We start from the raw sequence: 18118 nt of genomic DNA on the forward strand, positions 1-18118 counted from the left end.
AATTATACCGCAACAAAATTGAGCGCCAGCGGAAACAACTAAAATATGATTTAACCACGTCAATCAACAATGCGGCATGAAAAAAGATCTTAACCAATAAAGCAGGCCTGGCACCCCTTGATAAACTTCGACAAATCCGTTACCAATGCGGCGTTTATTATATACATCACCCCGCAACGACAACACCATCTCTCTCTGAGCGACGATTTGGCAATCCATCAAAAAAATCTTCAGGAGCATCCCATGGGTTTTAGAGATAAATTCAGAGAAAAACGTACGATTGCTTCAAAGTGGCTGTTATGCATTCTAATGTCGTTTCCCATTTTCATGATTGGCATTAAATATTTCGGAATAACAATAGACAAAGAATGGTCTTTAGCCATTATCGCTTCTATAATTTCCGCAACACTTATCGAAATACTTGACAACACATCAAATGAAAAGAAAAGCAAACTATACGCAGAGCAACAAGACATGTACAACGACCTCATTAGCCTCTGCAAAAAACACCACTACAAGGAAGCAACATTTATACAATACAGCGGAAGAAAGGCTGTTGAGTTAATTACACAATTGCACAAAAACGAAACCAAGATCAGGCTTTTTGTTAAACACCCAGAAACAGCTGTTGGCGTTGAACAAACAAGACGCATAGAAGGCGTTTTAGACAATATGTCCACAGAAGTTGGCGGAACTCACGGCGCTCCGATTGAAGTAACAGCTTACAGAACGGAAGCATCATTAAGAGGTCTAATGCTTGACGACAAAGTCGTTGCGCTCGGATGGTATGTTTTCAAGAAAAAAGACAAGCTAAGCCCCAAATTCACACATGACGACGTCAATATTTGGGGTCATAATATGCCAGGAATCCTCCTATACAAAGGAAATAGCAATTTTGAAGAAGCTGCTAATTTTTTCCGTAAGATGAAAAAGCACTATGAAAAACACGGAGAACGATTGTCATCTTCGTCGGATTGATTTTAGATACTTGATCATTCTCTTCCTACGTCTGACAACTCTTCTCTGCCGATTCTTGTATACACTCTAGCAACAGACAATGTTGTCCCCAATCTTTCTCACTTTGACTGAAAGAATTTCTCATTTTGGGAGATCGCTCACAGCCACCGCGCCAGGGGGCGGCAAATAAGGAATGGGGGGCTGGGCAAAGAAAAAGGGCCGACGCTTTTGGCGTCAGCCCTTGGACTTCCTGGTTGCGGGGGTGGGATTTGAACCCACGGTCTTCGGGTTATGAGCCCGGACATCGGCCTTTCCTACCCCCTTTCCTACCCTGCCTAACCATGTTTAATAGACCTTCTTTTCCCTTTATTATCAGGCTTGACGGGGTGGTCGGCATCGGGTCATATACCCGAATGACGTTTAACGGAAATTGACCATTTTTAACCCGCTGGGTAGGAATAGGGTAGGAAAGAAAGCCGCCCCAGAACTGGGCTTCGGAGCGTTGGGGTAGGAATAGGGTAGGAAAGTAGGGGGAGAGATGGCCACAAAGTACACGCGAGCCCATCCGGCCAAGTGGCCCGGCGTCTACTGTTATGAAAGCACGGATCGCCGCTTCGAGGACAAGCCGGATGTGTGCTTCGTGATCGCCTACAAGGTCGAGGCCAAGAAGCGTTGGGAAAAGGTGGGCTGGCGCTCCGAAGGGTACACGCCCCAGGTGGCGGCCGAGGTCCGGGCGGATCGGGTCAAGAAGGCCCGGCACGGCGAAGAGGTCAAGACCGCCAAGGAGATTGCCCACGAACGGGCCATGACCGACCGCACCATTGCCGAACTGGCCGACGCGTATTTCGAAGCCAAGGGCGATGCCCTCAAAGGCGTCGTGACGGACCGCAACCGCTACGAGAAGCATGTCCGTCCGCTCCTGGGCGGATTTCGGGCCAGCAAGCTTTCGCCCTTGGACATGGCCCGGCTGCGGAAAACCATGGAAGGCCGGGCGGCGGCCACCGTCTGGAACGTCCTGGAACTCGTCCGGCGCATCGTCAATTTCGGGACCAAGGCCGGCCTGTGCCCGGCGCTCACGTTCACCATCGAGATGCCCAAGAAGGACAATGAGGTGGTGGAGTACCTTGAGCCCGAGCAGGCCGCCCGCCTCAAGGCCGTGTTGGACGAATGGCCTTCCCGGGATGCGGCCAGGATGCTCGAAGTCGCCATGTTTTCGGGCATGCGGCGCGGCGAGGTGTTCAAGCTGCGGATTCGCGACCTGGATTTTCGGGCCGGTCTTATCAGCATCAGAGACCCCAAGGGCGGCAAGACGGTGAGCGTCCCCATGAACCCCATCACCCGCGCCGCCCTGGAAGATCAGCTTGCCTGGAAGGAGGAAGCCTTCCCCGACAGCTCCTACGTGTTTCCGGGAAAGGATGGTGGCCAGCGGGTGGCGTGCAGCGCAGCCAGCCGCATCAAACAGGCCGCCGGCATCCCGGCTCGGTTTCGCATCTTCCATGGCCTACGCCACCACTTCGCCGTGACCCTGGCTAATTCCGGGGAATTTACCTTGGACATGATCGGCGAGCTTTTGACCCACAAGTCCGTGGCCATGACTCGGCGCTACGGCCAGTTCCTCCCGGACGCCAAGAAGCGGGCCAGCGACAAGGCGGCCGAGCTTTTGACCAACCACGCCGGGCTGGGCAAGCCGGCGGCCAAGGACAAGAAGGTGGTCGGGATCGGGGGAGGGAAGTAACCGATGCCTACCGTGAGCGTGTTTTTTGGGATCGTCATCACGATGTATTGGCGGGAGCATGGCCGTCCACATTTTCACGCCAAATATGGTGAGCACGGAGCCACGTTCGATATCGAGACCTTGGCGATACTGACGGGAGAACTGCCCGGCCGTGCGCGGCTCATGGTTCTCGAATGGGCTTTCGAGCACAGGGCGGAACTCATGGAAAACTGGCGTCTGTGTCAGGAGTGGGCGAGTCCGAAACCCATAGCCCCGTTGGAGTGAGATATGATCCCTTGGGAAGTGAAGGCCGCCAAGCCTCTGCCTGGCTACCGCCTGGAAGTGACGTTTGCTGATGGTGTGCATGGCGTCGTAGACCTCTCGGACGTGCCGCACAAGGGGGTGTTCGCCTTGTGGGATGAGCCCGGCTATTTCGAACAAGTGCGCGTCGACGCCGAAACCGGGACGGTGTGCTGGCCAAGCGGCGCGGACGTCGCCCCTGACGCCATGTACGAAGAGGTGAAACGGCAACGTGCATCCGCCGTGTGACTGTGGTCGCCCGCAATATTTCACTTACATAGAGAAGCGGTGCCATGACGAAGCATCGCGATTACCAGCATGATTTGATTGAGGACCTCCGCGACCCGTGAGAGGCGGCAGACTATCTCAATGCCGCTTTGGAAGATGGCGACTGCGCCGTGGTGACCAATGCTTTGCGCAATATCATTGAGGCGTTGGCGCTGCCTACGCGGGGCGAGGAAGCAGAGACACGGTGTCGGCTCAAGGACTACCTTGGCACTGCCGGTCTTCGTCTGACCATCAGCCCGCGATAGCCGGTGTCGGCGGCAACAAGTTCATCCCCGCGTCCGCGGGGAACACGCCTCGTCTTCTCCGTTCTCACCCATGTCGAACGGATCATCCCCGCGTCCGCGGGGAACACCGAAGCTGGTCCGTTCAAAATGAGGATATGGCCGGATCATCCCCGCGTTCGCGGGGAACACGGCTAGGCGACCTCCTCGAGCAAGCGCAAGCCCGGATCATCCCCGCGTCCGCGGGGAACACAGTGGCTTGCCTGGATCAGGATCGGGCCTCGGTGCATCATCCCCGCGTCCGCGGGGAACACAGCGGCAAAAGCACGGCCAACGACCTGGGAGCCGGATCATCCCCGCGTCCGCGGGGAACACAGAAGGCCGTGGCCACCTTCGGCAGCGCGGAGCGGATCATCCCCGCGTCCGCGGGGAACACTCCTGATATAGCGTCCGTCATGCAGTCGACGGCGGATCATCCCCGCGTCCGCGGGGAACACCCAAAAGGGTGAGTTCCTGGGGGGCGAGTTGTTCGGATTATCCCCGCGTCCGCGGGGAACACACGGGTCCGCAAGGAGAGACGTCGGCGGTCAACGGATCATCCCCGCGTCCGCGGGGAACACTGTTGTGTTGGCTATGGCCTGCACGGATGTGGCGGATCATCCCCGCGTCCGCGGGGAACACGCATAACCGAGGTAACAGTAGGTTGTGTAAACCGGATCATCCCCGCGTCCGCGGGGAACACACTGGCCGCTTGAGCGCCACGTTGCAAATCTTCGGATCATCCCCGCGTCCGCGGGGAACACGCTGTCAACCGGGCCAGTGATCGGGCCAATAGCGGATCATCCCCGCGTCCGCGGGGAACACGTCAACATCACCAACTACGAGATGATTGACCACGGATCATCCCCGCGTCCGCGGGGAACACTCATGTTGTCTACGAAAAGCAGATGGAACAGGCGGATCATCCCCGCGCCTGCGGGGAACACGCGAAAGGATGAGCGCCGAGATCGAGGACCAGCGGATCATCCCCGCGCCTGCGGGGAACACTTTGTCTACGACGCCGGAAAGCTCAAGCGACGCGGAGCATCCCCGCGCCTGCGGGGAACACGCGATGCTCTCGCCCATGGTCGGCCGCAGCGGCGGATCATCCCCGCGCCTGCGGGGAACACACCAACACCGAGGAGTTCCGGCGGTTCCATGCCGGATCATCCCCACGCCTGCGGGGAACACCGCCACCACCGAGCAAGGTTGCGCGCCATGTGCGGATCATCCCCCGCCTGCGGGAAACACTCAACCCGAATCTCGGCTCCGGGATTTGTTGACGGATCATCCCCGCGCTTGCGGGGAACACGATGGCGGCGATGGGATAGGCAAACTGCTGGCCGGATCATCCCCGCGCCTGGGGGGAACACCCGTAGCCCGGCTTTTCGTCCTGCCCCTTTTTCGGATCATCCCCGCGCCTGCGGGGAACACGCGCGCCACTCTCCACGCCCCAAGACCCGGGCCGGATCATCCCCGCGCCTGCGGGGAACACGCCTGGCAAGTCGTTGTCAACGCACAAGACTATGGATCATCCCCGCGCCTGCGGGGAACACTTGGCGCACAGGCGCAGGGCCACGGCCAAGGCCGGATCATCCCCGCGCCTGCGGGGAACACGATGACACGGGCCGCCTGACCCGTCGTAGAGGCGGATCATCCCCGCGCCTGCGGGGAACACGTCTTGTCCGCGTAAAGCTTGGACTTCTTGATCGGATCATCCCCGCGCCTGCGGGGAACACTGAAGATGAAGAACCAGGAACAGCGGAGAGGGCGGATCATCCCCGCGCCTGCGGGGAACACCGAACTCGACGCGTGGATGGAGAACCCCGGGGCGGATCATCCCCGCGCCTGCGGGGAACACCGGAAGATTCGGTTCGTATTCTTGGTTCCGCACGGATCATCCCCGCGCCTGCGGGGAACACTCTACTCGCTCCAGGCCCTGGCCCTGCGTCACCGGATCATCCCCGCGCCTGCGGGGAACACCCAGACAGCACGATGGACGCAGACGGCATGACCGGATCATCCCCGCGCCTGCGGGGAACACCACAGCGTGAAGCTCGGCGCGCTGGTGGTCTGCGGATCATCCCCGCGCCTGCGGGGAACACATCGTTTCCCAGCGCGGACGCAACGGCGGAACCGGATCATCCCCGCGCCTGCGGGGAACACATTGACGTTGGCTTGGGCGCAATAGACGCAGCCGGATCATCCCCGCGCCTGCGGGGAACACGACGTGCCTCGCTAATTCCAACAGATAAACCACCGCCTCTGGCGGTGTGACCCGAATCGGTTCGACCGTTCCGGGAATCTGGCCTTCGGTAATCAATCCGACAAGTGATTCATAATGGCATGATACCGGAAGTTTCTTATTCTTGAGTCGTTAGCCCCCTTCGAGGGGGCATCATCATACCACCGGCTATGCCGGTGGTAGCTGATTCTTTCAAAAGACTGTCGGATCATCCCCGCGCCTGCGGGGAACACATCATGCCGAAGACCGGCGAGAACGTCAGTTCGGATCATCCCCGCGCCTGCGGGGAACACTCGCCGTAGGCGTTGAGCGTCGAGACGAGCGTCGGATCATCCCCGCGCCTGCGGGGAACACACGCTCAACTGGATCGGCCACAACATATCCGGCGGATCATCCCCGCGCCTGCGGGGAACACTTGCCACCACTCGCGCCAAAATCATGGGTGCTCGGATCATCCCCGCGCCTGCGGGGAACACACCGGCTTGCCGGCCGCGTCCTTCTTGGCGGTCGGATCATCCCCGCGCCTGCGGGGAACACAGGAGCTGGAAGAGAAGTTTGAAAGCAGGACTCGGATCATCCCCGCGCCTGCGGGGAACACAGTCTCCTGTACGGTTAAGGTTAGATATCGAACGGATCATCCCCGCGCCTGCGGGGAACACCCAAGAGAGGCCGACAACCCGTCGCGGTTGTCCGGATCATCCCCGCGCCTGCGGGGAACACCGGTAAATGCAGCCGATGCAGTGGCCGGTTTGCGGATCATCCCCGCGCCTGCGGGGAACACGCGCATTATGGCCAGGGCTACGCAGGAGACGGCGGATCATCCCCGCGCCTGCGGGGAACACAGGAGCTGGAAGAGAAGTTTGAAAGCAGGACTCGGATCATCCCCGCGCCTGCGGGGAACACAGTCTCCTGTACGGTTAAGGTTAGATATCGAACGGATCATCCCCGCGCCTGCGGGGAACACCTGAGTTTGTGCCTGAGGCAATGTCCGCAGGCCGGATCATCCCCGCGCCTGCGGGGAACACCTGGCCCGGGCCACGTCGGCCGCGCCCACCTACGGATCATCCCCGCGCCTGCGGGGAACACCCAAGAGAGGCCGACAACCCGTCGCGGTTGTCCGGATCATCCCCGCGCCTGCGGGGAACACCGGTAAATGCAGCCGATGCAGTGGCCGGTTTGCGGATCATCCCCGCGCCTGCGGGGAACACGCGCATTATGGCCAGGGCTACGCAGGAGACGGCGGATCATCCCCGCGCCTGCGGGGAACACTTCTTCTGCCCCGCCATTTCGGCCTCGGCGTCCGGATCATCCCCGCGCCTGCGGGGAACACACGGCCAGCAGACCCAGGATGGCGACGACCAGCGGATCATCCCCGCGCCTGCGGGGAACACCCCAGGGCGTGGGCGCGCTCCTGGCGCAGGGCCGGATCATCCCCGCGCCTGCGGGGAACACTAAAGCTCCCTCGTCCGGCCTCTCTCCCTGTCCGGATCATCCCCGCGCCTGCGGGGAACACTGCTCCGGCAGGCCTTCGACCCAGGCTTCCACCGGATCATCCCCGCGCCTGCGGGGAACACAAACCCACCCTGGCCGGGGGCGGGCGATGAGGCGGATCATCCCCGCGCCTGCGGGGAACACATGCGCTTGGCATAAGCCAGGGGCAAGTTTGACGGATCATCCCCGCGCCTGCGGGGAACACTCTTGCATCCTGGCCGAATAAGCGTCAGCCACCGGATCATCCCCGCGCCTGCGGGGAACACTCTTCGTCAATCCACCAAGGAAAGAAGTGGAACGGATCATCCCCGCGCCTGCGGGGAACACCTCGTTTCTGTCGAGGAGGTAGCGGATGTCGTCGGATCATCCCCGCGCCTGCGGGGAACACAGGAGTCGAGAAAGGCGGCCCTCGATGCCAATCGGATCATCCCCGCGCCTGCGGGGAACACTCATTTCCGGCGTGGCGTCCAAGATGGAGAGCCGGATCATCCCCGCGCCTGCGGGGAACATACGAGAAGACTATCGATCTTGAGGCTAAGGGTCGGATCATCCCCGCGCCTGCGGGGAACACTCTCACCGGCCCCTGCGCCGCTATCCACGCCTCGGATCATCCCCGCGCCTGCGGGGAACACAAGGGCCTGTCCAAAGCCGTTGACGCCGGGGCCGGATCATCCCCGCGCCTGCGGGGAACACGCATGACCCAGATAGAGGGGTCTGCCTCGGCGCGGATCATCCCCGCGCCTGCGGGGAACACCGCGCCGGGCTGACCGAGAGGACCGGGGGCGGCGGATCATCCCCGCGCCTGCGGGGAACACGGATAGAACCCCATGCGCCCCCGGTAGATACCCGGATCATCCCCGCGCCTGCGGGGAACACTGATGCAGGGCGAAAAGGCCCGAGCGACGGCCCGGATCATCCCCGCGCCTGCGGGGAACACGGTAAACGTGATGGACTGCGGGACAAAAATGTCGGATCATCCCCGCGCCTGCGGGGAACACGCGCTGGAGCGAGACCCGTTGCCCGGTCAGGGCGGATCATCCCCGCGCCTGCGGGGAACACCAAGTCCATCCGGGACATGCTCAAAGAATCGCCGGATCATCCCCGCGCCTGCGGGGAACACTCAGACACGGACCGGGCCGGGCGCATCACGGACGGATCATCCCCGCGCCTGCGGGGAACACGTCTGCCAGTAAAGTTCACACACTTCGCCGGCCGGATCATCCCCGCGCCTGCGGGGAACACGATGCAAATGCAATTAAGGCAAAAGACCTTCCCGGATCATCCCCGCGCCTGCGGGGAACACAAACAGTTGGGAAACGATGCCAGAGACGTTTTCGGATCATCCCCGCGCCTGCGGGGAACACAGCTTGATCGTCACCGTGCCGGCGGCGTGGGCCGGATCATCCCCGCGCCTGCGGGGAACACGATTTTTATGAGGCCGTCGCCGTTAAGCAGGGCGGATCATCCCCGCGCCTGCGGGGAACACAGGCGAAGCACCATCGCCGTATGCGATCCGCCCGGATCATCCCCGCGCCTGCGGGGAACACTGGAATGGCGGCCAATGGACACGAAAGGCCTCCGGATCATCCCCGCGCCTGCGGGGAACACTCCGCCGCCATTGCCGCCTTGACCGCCACCGGCGGATCATCCCCGCGCCTGCGGGGAACACGGTGATCGGATCACGCCCGTGATGGCCTACATCGGATCATCCCCGCGCCTGCGGGGAACACGGCGTTTCTCGACCGGGAATCCTACCTTGGAGGGGATCATCCCCGCGCCTGCGGGGAACACTGCGGTTTGTCAGGAGCGAAGGATATTGCGGCCGGATCATCCCCGCGCCTGCGGGGAACACTTTCGGCTATTGCTCAATCATCTGCCGCAGACCGGATCATCCCCGCGCCTGCGGGGAACACTCGCTGGCGAGCTTGCTGGAATCAGCTATGCCCGGATCATCCCCGCGCCTGCGGGGAACACACAAAGAACTACCCGACGAGAAGACTATCGATCGGATCATCCCCGCGCCTGCGGGGAACACCCACGTCTCCTGCGCCACGCCCCAGGCCAGGACGGATCATCCCCGCGCCTGCGGGGAACACGAGCCGGTGTAGACCACGTTCTGCGTGATGCGCGGATCATCCCCGCGCCTGCGGGGAACACGAGAAGAGTTCCAGCGGGCCACTACTGGTATTCGGATCATCCCCGCGCCTGCGGGGAACACGGGCGAACGTCTGGCGGCTGTGCGTTTTCGTGCGGATCATCCCCGCGCCTGCGGGGAACACTCGTTGATTTCCGCCCCCGTGGCCGTCGTGGCCGGATCATCCCCGCGCCTGCGGGGAACACTTGCAGTCGCCCACTATTTTGACGTTGGCGTTCGGATCATCCCCGCGCCTGCGGGGAACACATGCCGTGGAACCCGAACGGCACGACGCCTGCCGGATCATCCCCGCGCCTGCGGGGAACACAAGGGTTCCTCGTCCAGCGTCTGCTCCGCGATCGGATCATCCCCGCGCCTGCGGGGAACACGTGATGCGATAAACACGCTTGGCGTGGCCCGTCGGATCATCCCCGCGCCTGCGGGGAACACGCGGTTGCCCTGGCAAAGCTCAAGGTGCAGGCCGGATCATCCCCGCGCCTGCGGGGAACACCCATGGGCGTCGGCGACGGCATCCCGGAAGACCGGATCATCCCCGCGCCTGCGGGGAACACGCGTTCGGCCGGCCCGGGTTCATCGTGTTGACCGGATCATCCCCGCGCCTGCGGGGAACACACCGGATAGACCAAACCCGTCACCCGCGTCGGCGGATCATCCCCGCGCCTGCGGGGAACACTCGTTGCTCACCTCGGCCGGGGCCGATCCGCCCGGATCATCCCCGCGCCTGCGGGGAACACGGCGTCTTGGCGCGTGTTGGCGTCTAAGGCGTCGGATCATCCCCGCGCCTGCGGGGAACACCGCCGAAAAGTCGCGCCCACCCTCCGCGAACACGGATCATCCCCGCGCCTGCGGGGAACACGACATTCACAGTAAAATAACCAACCGTAAGGCCGGATCATCCCCGCGCCTGCGGGGAACACCCGAAGCCCTGGCCCTGCACCAGCGCGGATTACGGATCATCCCCGCGCCTGCGGGGAACACCGCCATATCCCTGGCCGGATCGGGTATTTCAACGGATCATCCCCGCGCCTGCGGGGAACACGCGAACTCGGCCGTCTCGGTAGAGGGCGCGGGCGGATCATCCCCGCGCCTGCGGGGAACACCTCGGCGGCCACGCGGGCAAAGGCGGCACGGGCGGATCATCCCCGCGCCTGCGGGGAACACTAAAAATCCAGACAGATAACCTTACCCCGTCCCGGATCATCCCCGCGCCTGCGGGGAACACTGGATTTCCGGGGTCAGCGTCCCCGTAGCGGGCGGATCATCCCCGCGCCTGCGGGGAACACGCCAGGGCCGGGGGCGTCATCGTCGTGGGGGACGGATCATCCCCGCGCCTGCGGGGAACACTCTCGTGGTCGGCATGATCTCCGGGCGTCCAGCGGATCATCCCCGCGCCTGCGGGGAACACAGCTTGCCGGTGCGGATAGCCTCGGCGTTACGCGGATCATCCCCGCGCCTGCGGGGAACACTTAGAGTCGTTAAATTTTGGGTGCGTCTCTGCCGGATCATCCCCGCGCCTGCGGGGAACACGAAAACGTGTAGCCTGACCCAACGAGCACGACCGGATCATCCCCGCGCCTGCGGGGAACACCTGGAAATGGCGCACAACGACGGCGCACAGGTCGGATCATCCCCGCGCCTGCGGGGAACACGGCGTTTTTCTTTCTCGCAAACGTGATGAGGACGGATCATCCCCGCGCCTGCGGGGAACACTGCGGCCATGCCGCCGTGTTTGCGGAGGATCGCGGATCATCCCCGCGCCTGCGGGGAACACGCGGGCCAAGTCCAGTGCCTCGTTTGTGATTGCGGATCATCCCCGCGCCTGCGGGGAACACTTGAGGACATTTTCACCCGCCGCCGTGAGGAGCGGATCATCCCCGCGCCTGCGGGGAACACTCAAGGCGACGATCGCCGCCCTGGGCGAGCAGCGGATCATCCCCGCGCCTGCGGGGAACACTCTCTTCACAGGGCAGGGACCGACCACGCTTGCGGATCATCCCCGCGCCTGCGGGGAACACATGTGGGCTCCTTGAGTAAGTCAGCAGCGGCACGGATCATCCCCGCGCCTGCGGGGAACACAAGACCATGGCTGGCGTGTGCGGCATGTTGGCCGGATCATCCCCGCGCCTGCGGGGAACACGTAGACGGCGTTGCCCAGGTGGTTTATCCTGTCGGATCATCCCCGCGCCTGCGGGGAACACTGGTACGCCAGAACCCTGAATCCACAGATGTTTTTCAACATCTAGGAAGCTACCGAATACACTTTATAAATTGTCAATGAACGCAATTGGTTATTCGGCTCCCTCGGGCGATGCCAAGGGCAGGAACGATACAAGATTTAACCCGTCAAAATCACACGAGATACGACGATTCGGCCCCAGGGTGCGAAACTCGAAGCCCGATTCGCTCCGCGCGCTCCAGGCCATCACCGCGTTGCCGTCCTCAATCCCGGCCTCGACGGTATGCCAGATCATCTCACGGACCTTCACGGAGTAATTGCCCACATACACACCGGCCCGGATCTCCAGCAGCCATACTGCCAGGCGGCCGCGCAGACGAGGTGGGGCGTTCTCAAGGACGATGACCATCATCCCCAAGCCCCTCCTCGTCCGCGAAAGCCGGACCAACCGCCTCCGACGGCGCTTGCGGCACGGGAAGCCCCCCGGCCGACAACACGTCTTCGATCTCCGGTATGATGCGCGACAACAACTTCGACTCTCGAAACCGGTCTCGACAGGCCAAGCGCACAACGCGTTCCGGCTCGGCCGGCGATTGACCGGCCACCCGAAACGCCACTGGTACCACCGTATCGAACTTATAGATGTCGGCGATGTCGTAAACGAAACTTCGCGGCTTGCCGGTGTGCAAAAAACCGATGGCCGGCGCATAGCCCGCCGCCAGAATCGCCGCCTCGCAAAGCCCGTGCAGGCAGGCCGTGGCCGCGCTCAGGCAGCGGTTGGGCAGATCGCCGCTGCCCCATTCGCGCGGATCGTACTTCCGGCCCGACCACGGCACGCGGTATTGCTTGGCGAGCAGCTTGTACATCTCGCGCACGCGCGTGCCCTCGATGCCGCGCAGCTGATCGACGCTGCGCCGTGACGGCGCTTCCTCGCCAAAGCGCAATGTGAACATACTGCGCACCACTTTCGTCCTGGCCTCGGGATCAAGCGCCAAGGCCGCCTGATACAGCAGCTTGTCGCTACGCGCCCCGCCGGGCTGGCCGGAGGCGTAAAGACGCACTCCGGCCTCCCCGACCCAGGTGAGCAGCGTGCCCGCACGGGCGGCCAGGGCCACGGCCGCATGGCTCACGCGCATGCCCGGTTCCAGCAGAATGCAGGCCACGCCGCCAACCGGGATGTGCGTGCGCGTCCCGGTGGCGTCCACGACCACGAACGCGCCGTCCAGCACGTCCAGGTTGCCTTTCTCCAAAAAGACCATGGAGGCCCGTTCCTTGAGCGGCAACTGGGCAAGGCGCGGCAACATGGCGTCAGGCCCGCCGGACCAGCATCAAGCCGCAGCCCAGCCCCTTGGCCGGGCCAACGCCTGTGAACAACGCACCAAGCGCCTTGTCGGGGTCGCAGACCTGGGCAAATCCGGCAAAATCCAGCGTTCCCAGGGTCACTTTGCGGCCGTCGCGCCAATACTGGCGTTTGGTGTAGCTTTCGACCACAAGACTCAAATCCTCGAAGCAAAGCCCGAGTTCCGCTTGTCGAGCCAGCAGCCACTTGCCCCCGCACTCCTGGGCCAGGACCGCGCGCGGCGGCGGTTCGACGCCAGCGGCCTGAAAGCGTTTGCGCGCGTCCTGCACCACGTCGAAACGGTCCTGGCCGCCGTCTTCCCGCTGGCGTTTGACCACGGCATTGGCCCGCAGCGAGACATAAAGCCTGTCGCCCTCGGCCAGTTTCGGTGCGTACGGTTTGACGGCCAGCCGCCAAACGCCTTTGCGGTCCACAGGCTCGCGGGCCGACACGGCCAGATAGTTCTCGGCGTCGATCTCCCGGAACAGGAAATCACGCTTGCGGTCCGGCCTGTCGGCGAAAAGCTCCCACAAGGCCTGATGCGCGTCGTAGACGTTTTTGAAAATGGCTTCCTTGGTGCGCAGTTGCAGCTTAGCAAGAAACATGGCCGGCCTCCTTGTCCTTGTCCCGGGGGGTGACCACGCCGGGCGCGGTCACCCCGGCCACGGCCCGGCGTTCCTCAAAAAGCCGCCGCCCATGCTGCACCGTGCGGTCGCGCACCAGCGGCCGGTTGGTCACCTTTTCGAGAGTGAGGGCGTCGTTGTTGTCGGCATAGACCACGGCAGGGGTAGAAGGTTTGCGCCCTGTTGGGAAAGCCAGGCGGCTTAGCGGGTAATCGGCCAGCGCCGCTTCCAGGTTGTCGTAATCCCCGACGCGCGGCGCGAAGGGCAGCGACGGCGGGCAGCATTTGCGGCCAAGGTAGGGGGGCAGGACCGGTCGCCGCAGGGCTTCGGCCAGTTCCTCCAGGCTGTGGGGCGCGGCCGGGCCGGTCGAGGGCTTGGCGGCCGGAGTCAGGCAGGCCGTGAAATGCGCGTCGCACAGGTAACCCCGTCTGGACAGGACGGTATAAGGCGGCTCGTCGATGCCGAGCAGACCGCCGAGTTCGTCGGCGCGGGTGCGGTAGACGCGTTTGCTTTTTTCCGGCGGCGTCTGGATGGTGTGGTAATCCAGGAGTTGCGTCCCTGGCGCGTCCACCCGCACGGCCAGGGCGTAGCCGTCGGACAAGGCGGCCAGGCGCGTTTCCTCATGGCGGCGGATGCCCAGGCAGGCGGCCAGCAGCCCGAACACGGCCGAGCGCGTGGGCAGGCTGGCGCTTGGCCGCACCTCGCCCACGGCCACAAGCCCGTAAGCGGCCAACATGCCGTAGAGTTGGAAGGTGAGGTAACGGGCCATGGCCTACTCCGCCACAAAGGCGGCCAACTCGGCCAGGGAGCCTTCCCCGGTGAAGACATTGAAGCACTTCGGCGGGAGCGTTTGTCCGTAGATCTTGTCCATGTTTGCTTTGGTTTTGACCAACCGGCCAATGGCTGTTTCGCCGATGTTGCCGTCGTGTTCCTCTTCTGTTTCGCCCACGGGCTTGAGGAAGGCCAGGGAGAGGTTGCGCGGCGTGTCGTCGCCTTTTTCGGCCAGGGCGTAGCAGGCGTAGGCGCGGGAAGCGTAGCTGGCCTGCTTGCCTGTCGGAGCCACGGTGCAGGCGGCGGCGGTCAGCGCCGCCAGGGCTTTTTGGACAAGCGCCGCATCGCCTCCGAGGTTTTCGGCCAGCAGTTCCCGGTCGATGCAGATATACAGGTAGTACAGACCGGCCCCGAATTCCGAGACCCCCATGTGGCCGGCTCCGGCGTCGTCGCGGTTGAGGTCGTCGACGGCGGTGAAGAAGTCGTCCTCGGCCACGGCCCGATGCACGGTGACGGCGTGGGCCACCTGCACGGCGGCTTCGACGTTGAACCGGGCGCTGGCGGCGAGCATCCGGCCGAACATGGCGATGTCGGCGGCCTTGGCGTCGCTGCGCAGGAGGGAAAGCGCCTCGCCGGCCGGGGTTTTGCCCGAGGCGCGGCAGGCCTTAGTCAGTTCGGCCACGGCTTGGCGTTCTTCCTGGCTCACATGGGCGAGCTGTTCGATCTCCAGGGATTCGAGCAAGGCTTCGCGTGTTTTGACCGGATCGGTTTCCTTGTCGCCCTTGGGGTCGTATTCCTTTTTGACCTTGCCGAAGACGCCGGCGATGGTGCGGGCAATTTCCATGGCCGGTTTTTCCTTAAGGGTAGGCAGGCCGCCCGTAGCGTCGGGATCGTCCCACACGGCGTCGAGGTCGGCCCCCTGGGTCAGGGCGCAATAAACTTTGCGGCCGAGTTCCTTGGTGCGCACGCCCAGGTGTTCCTTACCCAGGGTCGCCTTGAAGGTATCGGAGGTGCGCCAGGCGCGCTTGAGGCTCTGGGAGGAGACCCGCAGCCGGTTGGCCTCGCCAAAGCGCATCGACTTGGGCGCGCCCAGGTCGTCGCGGTTGAGATTGGCGGCCGGGTAGCTGGTCAGGATATGGAGCTGGATGAATCGGGACATGGCGATTTCTCCCTTATCTTTTGGCAGGTCGGTTGACGTAGTATTGAATAGCCCAGGCGCGGCGGGTTTTGTCGGTCCAATCGGACGCTCCGGTCACGAGACTGCGCAACTCGGCCGTGCCGCCGAGGTAGGCGACGAGCCGGCGCAGCATGAGAAACAGGTCGTCCGGGTCGGTTGTGGCCAGCAGTTTTTTAAAGCGCGGGTCGCGCACGGATTCCTGTCCCGATTCGATCGGGGCGAGCTGGCGGGCAAAATGGCCTTCAGCCAGCAGGGTGCGCACATGCGCCAGCACGCCCACGGCCCGGGCCAGTCTGGCGGCGTCCTTGGGCTCCATCTCGACGCCGGCGGCTTTCAGCAGCGGCAACAGGCCTCGCTGGTAGTCGGGCGAGACGAAGACCTCGTCGGGGGTCTTGGCCCGGCGCAATCTGGCCCTTGCCCCCCGGTTGTCGTTAAGGCTCGCCCACCATTTGCGCAGCTCGGCCCAAAAGGCGGCGCTTGGCGGCTCATCGCCGTAGAGCAGGGATTGGAGCGTGGTCACGGTTTCGCCTCCTTTTTGGGCGTGATGCCGAGGATTTTCGAGCAACTGACAAAGGTGTAGGCCCGCATCCGATTGAGCGCCGCGTAGATCTGCCGGGCTTTGCGAGGCGTTGTGCCGCCGTCTTCGGCGACGGCGGCGAAGATGGCTCCGATGGCAGCCAGGAGCGTGTCGCGCCAGCCGACAGCAATAGCGGCGAGGGCATCCTCGTCGTCCGGCGCATCCAGAACCGCGCGGGCGGCCGCATAAAACGCTGTTTCCGTCTCGGCCCAGAACCGGGCCTCGACCACGGTCAACAACGTTGCATCGGGTTTGGGCTTTTGGCCGTTTTCCGAGAAGAGCGCTTCATGCACGGCCCGGCGCAGATTGCCGCAGGCTTCTTCCGCCGCCTTGATCAGCGGCGCGACCTCGCCAATGAACCGTTTGGCCTCGCGTCCCTTGAGGTCGTAGATGGGATATTCGCCCTCGCACCAGTTGCGCGCCTTCATGTTGTCCATGTCCCAGCCGAAGGTGCGCAGCCGGGCGGGCGTTTGCTGCTCGGGCGGCGAAGCGTCCCGGTAGTGGCTGACGACCTGGGCCGGCAGGACAGATTTCTTGTCGTCCATGGCTCCATAAACGAAGCCCAGCCACTGGTTGTAGGCGCGGCCTTCGCTTTCGCCCTTGATGGTCAGGGGCTCCTTGCCCGGCCCCTGGTCGCGGTAGGGAGTCAGCGGATGCCGCCAGCCGTCGCCGTAGTTGTTGCCGTAGTTTTTGGTCCAGTATTGGCGCACGAAGACGTTGCCTGTCTGGCCGCACACCGGGCAGGCCGAAGGCGCGTCGTCGGTTTGGGTGGCAAGCACGATGCGCCGGGGCATGGCCCAGTAGTGGTGCAGGAAGTGCATGCCGTCGCGGTGGACTTCACTGCCCTTGGCCGTGCTGTCGCGGGTGGCGGCCAGCCAGGGGAAGACCGCGCCGGGCAGGGCGGCGGCCTCGGCCGGCAGGGCTTCGACGCCGGCCGCATCCAGGGGCAGCACGTTGGCCCAGACGGTTTTCCAGAGCGAATCGTCAAGCATGACAAGGGTTGTCAGCGGCCCCCCGCCGCGCAGGGAGACACGGTGCCCGGCCCCGCCCGCTGGGGCGTAGGTCTGTAAGGCGGCTAGGGCGGCGGCGGCGCAGGCCGGGCACAGGCTTTGGGGCGGCTGGTCGCGTTTGATGAAGAAGTCGCTGTTGTTTTTTGTGGCGTTCTCGCCGGGCGAATCCATGAGCAGCGCGCCCACCGGGGACGGTTCCTTGGCCTCGGCTTCAGTGAGGGTGAAATCCTGGAGAAAGCGCGGCCGGTCGCCGAAAAGGTTGAAGAAGGGGACAAGCGGTGCAAAGGCAGCCTTGAGGGCCTCGGGCGCATAGGCGTCAGGGGCGAGGTGGGGTTGGGAACCGCTGAATCCGAGCCGCCATTTTCGGATATCGGCCGGGGGCAGGGCGGTTTGCACGAGGCCGACGAGCAGTTCGAGCAGCGCGCCTTTGAAGTCGGGGCGCGGCGTATCGATGTCGGCGATGGCTTGCTCTGGCGATCCGTCGCCAGGATCGGTGATGCGCCAGGGCGGGATACGCAGGCGCGTCCCGTCGACCCGGCGAACCGGAATCCAGTCTTGCGTCAGAAGATTGAAAGCGGGCATTGGTTTTTCGCTCCACGAGTTCGTGTTTTCTATATGAATACATAATAATCAAGGCGGTTGCCAGCCCGAACGGCAAAACGAGAAAGCCCGTCCGGGCTGGCGGGGGTTAGAGGAGCGATATTATGACGATGATGAGGAGCACGATCAGTCTCTCTCCGGAGGTGGAGAGAGCGAGAAATAAGATCCGCTTGGTACGATGGCATGCCATAAGGGCATCCCCCTTTGCGCGTGTGCGCAGGTAAGGGATTAAGGGTTTGCCTCGGCACGGACGAATTGCTAGTGAATGATTGCTAGCTGTTCACGAGCATCAAGCCGTGGAAGGCGTCGGTTGGGCGTGTGGCTACGCCCAACCGGCAATTGCTAGATAGGATAACTGGAGTTTGTTTGCAATAGGCGCTGTAGCTACAAACTTAATTTTTTTAAAATCCCCACTTTTGCGGGGAACTTCCGTAA

Annotated in this window: 11 protein-coding genes and 3 CRISPR repeat arrays; of the genes, 4 read left to right on the forward strand and 7 right to left on the reverse strand. The window is 63.2% G+C overall.

Annotation, left to right across the window (positions count from 1 at the left end; all coding sequences use genetic code 11):
• Positions 1-243 precede the first annotated feature (243 nt).
• From C3Y92_RS05845 to C3Y92_RS05865, 4 genes are all read left to right on the forward strand, one after another.
• Positions 244-978, forward strand: a complete 735-nt coding sequence (locus C3Y92_RS05845; protein WP_129350543.1) for a hypothetical protein — start codon at positions 244-246, stop codon at positions 976-978.
• A 517-nt stretch (positions 979-1495) separates the two neighbouring features.
• Entirely contained in the window at positions 1496-2692 is a 1197-nt protein-coding gene (locus C3Y92_RS05855; RefSeq protein ID WP_129350546.1) for a tyrosine-type recombinase/integrase, read from the forward strand.
• A gap of 3 nt (positions 2693-2695) precedes the next feature.
• A complete protein-coding gene (locus C3Y92_RS05860; RefSeq protein ID WP_015860134.1) occupies positions 2696-2956 on the forward strand; it encodes a DUF4160 domain-containing protein in 261 nt (86 codons plus the stop codon).
• A gap of 3 nt (positions 2957-2959) precedes the next feature.
• Positions 2960-3220, forward strand: a complete 261-nt coding sequence (locus C3Y92_RS05865; protein WP_015860135.1) for a DUF2442 domain-containing protein — start codon at positions 2960-2962, stop codon at positions 3218-3220.
• A 301-nt stretch (positions 3221-3521) separates the two neighbouring features.
• Positions 3522-4711: a CRISPR direct-repeat array (repeat unit 29 nt; unit sequence CGGATCATCCCCGCGCCTGCGGGGAACAC).
• A 91-nt stretch (positions 4712-4802) separates the two neighbouring features.
• A CRISPR array of direct repeats spans positions 4803-5747; the repeat unit is 29 nt; unit sequence CGGATCATCCCCGCGCCTGCGGGGAACAC.
• A gap of 221 nt (positions 5748-5968) precedes the next feature.
• Positions 5969-11608: direct repeats of the CRISPR family, unit length 29 nt; unit sequence CGGATCATCCCCGCGCCTGCGGGGAACAC.
• Positions 11609-11698: 90 nt separating this feature from the next.
• Here C3Y92_RS05865 and cas2e read toward each other — a convergent pair.
• The 7 genes from cas2e to casA are packed head-to-tail and all read right to left on the reverse strand — an operon-like array spanning position 11699 to position 17665.
• A complete protein-coding gene (gene cas2e, locus C3Y92_RS05875) occupies positions 11699-11998 on the reverse strand; it encodes a type I-E CRISPR-associated endoribonuclease Cas2e (protein ID WP_129350552.1) in 300 nt (99 codons plus the stop codon).
• Entirely contained in the window at positions 11979-12890 is a 912-nt protein-coding gene (cas1e, locus tag C3Y92_RS05880; RefSeq protein WP_129350555.1) for a type I-E CRISPR-associated endonuclease Cas1e, read from the reverse strand. The genes cas2e and cas1e overlap by 20 nt, the downstream gene beginning before the upstream one ends.
• A gap of 4 nt (positions 12891-12894) precedes the next feature.
• The gene (cas6e, locus tag C3Y92_RS05885; protein WP_129350558.1) at positions 12895-13530 is read right to left on the reverse strand and encodes a type I-E CRISPR-associated protein Cas6/Cse3/CasE; all 636 of its coding nucleotides are present in this window, start codon (positions 13528-13530) and stop codon (positions 12895-12897) included.
• Entirely contained in the window at positions 13517-14317 is an 801-nt protein-coding gene (gene cas5e, locus C3Y92_RS05890) for a type I-E CRISPR-associated protein Cas5/CasD (protein ID WP_129350561.1), read from the reverse strand. The genes cas6e and cas5e overlap by 14 nt, the downstream gene beginning before the upstream one ends.
• Before the next feature lie 3 nt (positions 14318-14320).
• Positions 14321-15478, reverse strand: coding sequence for a type I-E CRISPR-associated protein Cas7/Cse4/CasC (gene cas7e / locus C3Y92_RS05895; RefSeq protein ID WP_129350564.1), 1158 nt, complete (start codon positions 15476-15478; stop codon positions 14321-14323).
• A 13-nt stretch (positions 15479-15491) separates the two neighbouring features.
• Positions 15492-16016 (reverse strand): type I-E CRISPR-associated protein Cse2/CasB, encoded by a 525-nt coding sequence (casB, locus tag C3Y92_RS05900; RefSeq protein WP_165352071.1) that lies wholly within the window; start codon positions 16014-16016, stop codon positions 15492-15494.
• The gene (casA, locus tag C3Y92_RS05905; RefSeq protein ID WP_129350571.1) at positions 16013-17665 is read right to left on the reverse strand and encodes a type I-E CRISPR-associated protein Cse1/CasA; all 1653 of its coding nucleotides are present in this window, start codon (positions 17663-17665) and stop codon (positions 16013-16015) included. Before casA ends, casB begins: the two co-directional genes overlap by 4 nt.
• Between the last annotated feature and the right edge of the window lie 453 nt (positions 17666-18118).

The sequence above is a fragment of the Solidesulfovibrio carbinolicus genome (assembly GCF_004135975.1).
Lineage (GTDB): Bacteria > Desulfobacterota > Desulfovibrionia > Desulfovibrionales > Desulfovibrionaceae > Solidesulfovibrio > Solidesulfovibrio carbinolicus.

What these genes read in the sequence shown, in the direction of transcription:
- C3Y92_RS05855 (WP_129350546.1), top strand. Translation starts at nt 1,496, where the DNA reads ATGGCCACAAAGTACACGCGAGCCCATCCGGCCAAGTGGCCCGGCGTC.
- C3Y92_RS05860 (WP_015860134.1), top strand. Translation starts at nt 2,696, where the DNA reads ATGCCTACCGTGAGCGTGTTTTTTGGGATCGTCATCACGATGTATTGG.
- casA (WP_129350571.1), bottom strand. Translation starts at nt 17,665, where the DNA reads ATGCCCGCTTTCAATCTTCTGACGCAAGACTGGATTCCGGTTCGCCGG.
- cas5e (WP_129350561.1), bottom strand. Translation starts at nt 14,317, where the DNA reads ATGGCCCGTTACCTCACCTTCCAACTCTACGGCATGTTGGCCGCTTAC.
- C3Y92_RS05865 (WP_015860135.1), top strand. Translation starts at nt 2,960, where the DNA reads ATGATCCCTTGGGAAGTGAAGGCCGCCAAGCCTCTGCCTGGCTACCGC.
- C3Y92_RS05845 (WP_129350543.1), top strand. Translation starts at nt 244, where the DNA reads ATGGGTTTTAGAGATAAATTCAGAGAAAAACGTACGATTGCTTCAAAG.
- cas1e (WP_129350555.1), bottom strand. Translation starts at nt 12,890, where the DNA reads ATGTTGCCGCGCCTTGCCCAGTTGCCGCTCAAGGAACGGGCCTCCATG.
- cas2e (WP_129350552.1), bottom strand. Translation starts at nt 11,998, where the DNA reads ATGATGGTCATCGTCCTTGAGAACGCCCCACCTCGTCTGCGCGGCCGC.
- cas6e (WP_129350558.1), bottom strand. Translation starts at nt 13,530, where the DNA reads ATGTTTCTTGCTAAGCTGCAACTGCGCACCAAGGAAGCCATTTTCAAA.
- cas7e (WP_129350564.1), bottom strand. Translation starts at nt 15,478, where the DNA reads ATGTCCCGATTCATCCAGCTCCATATCCTGACCAGCTACCCGGCCGCC.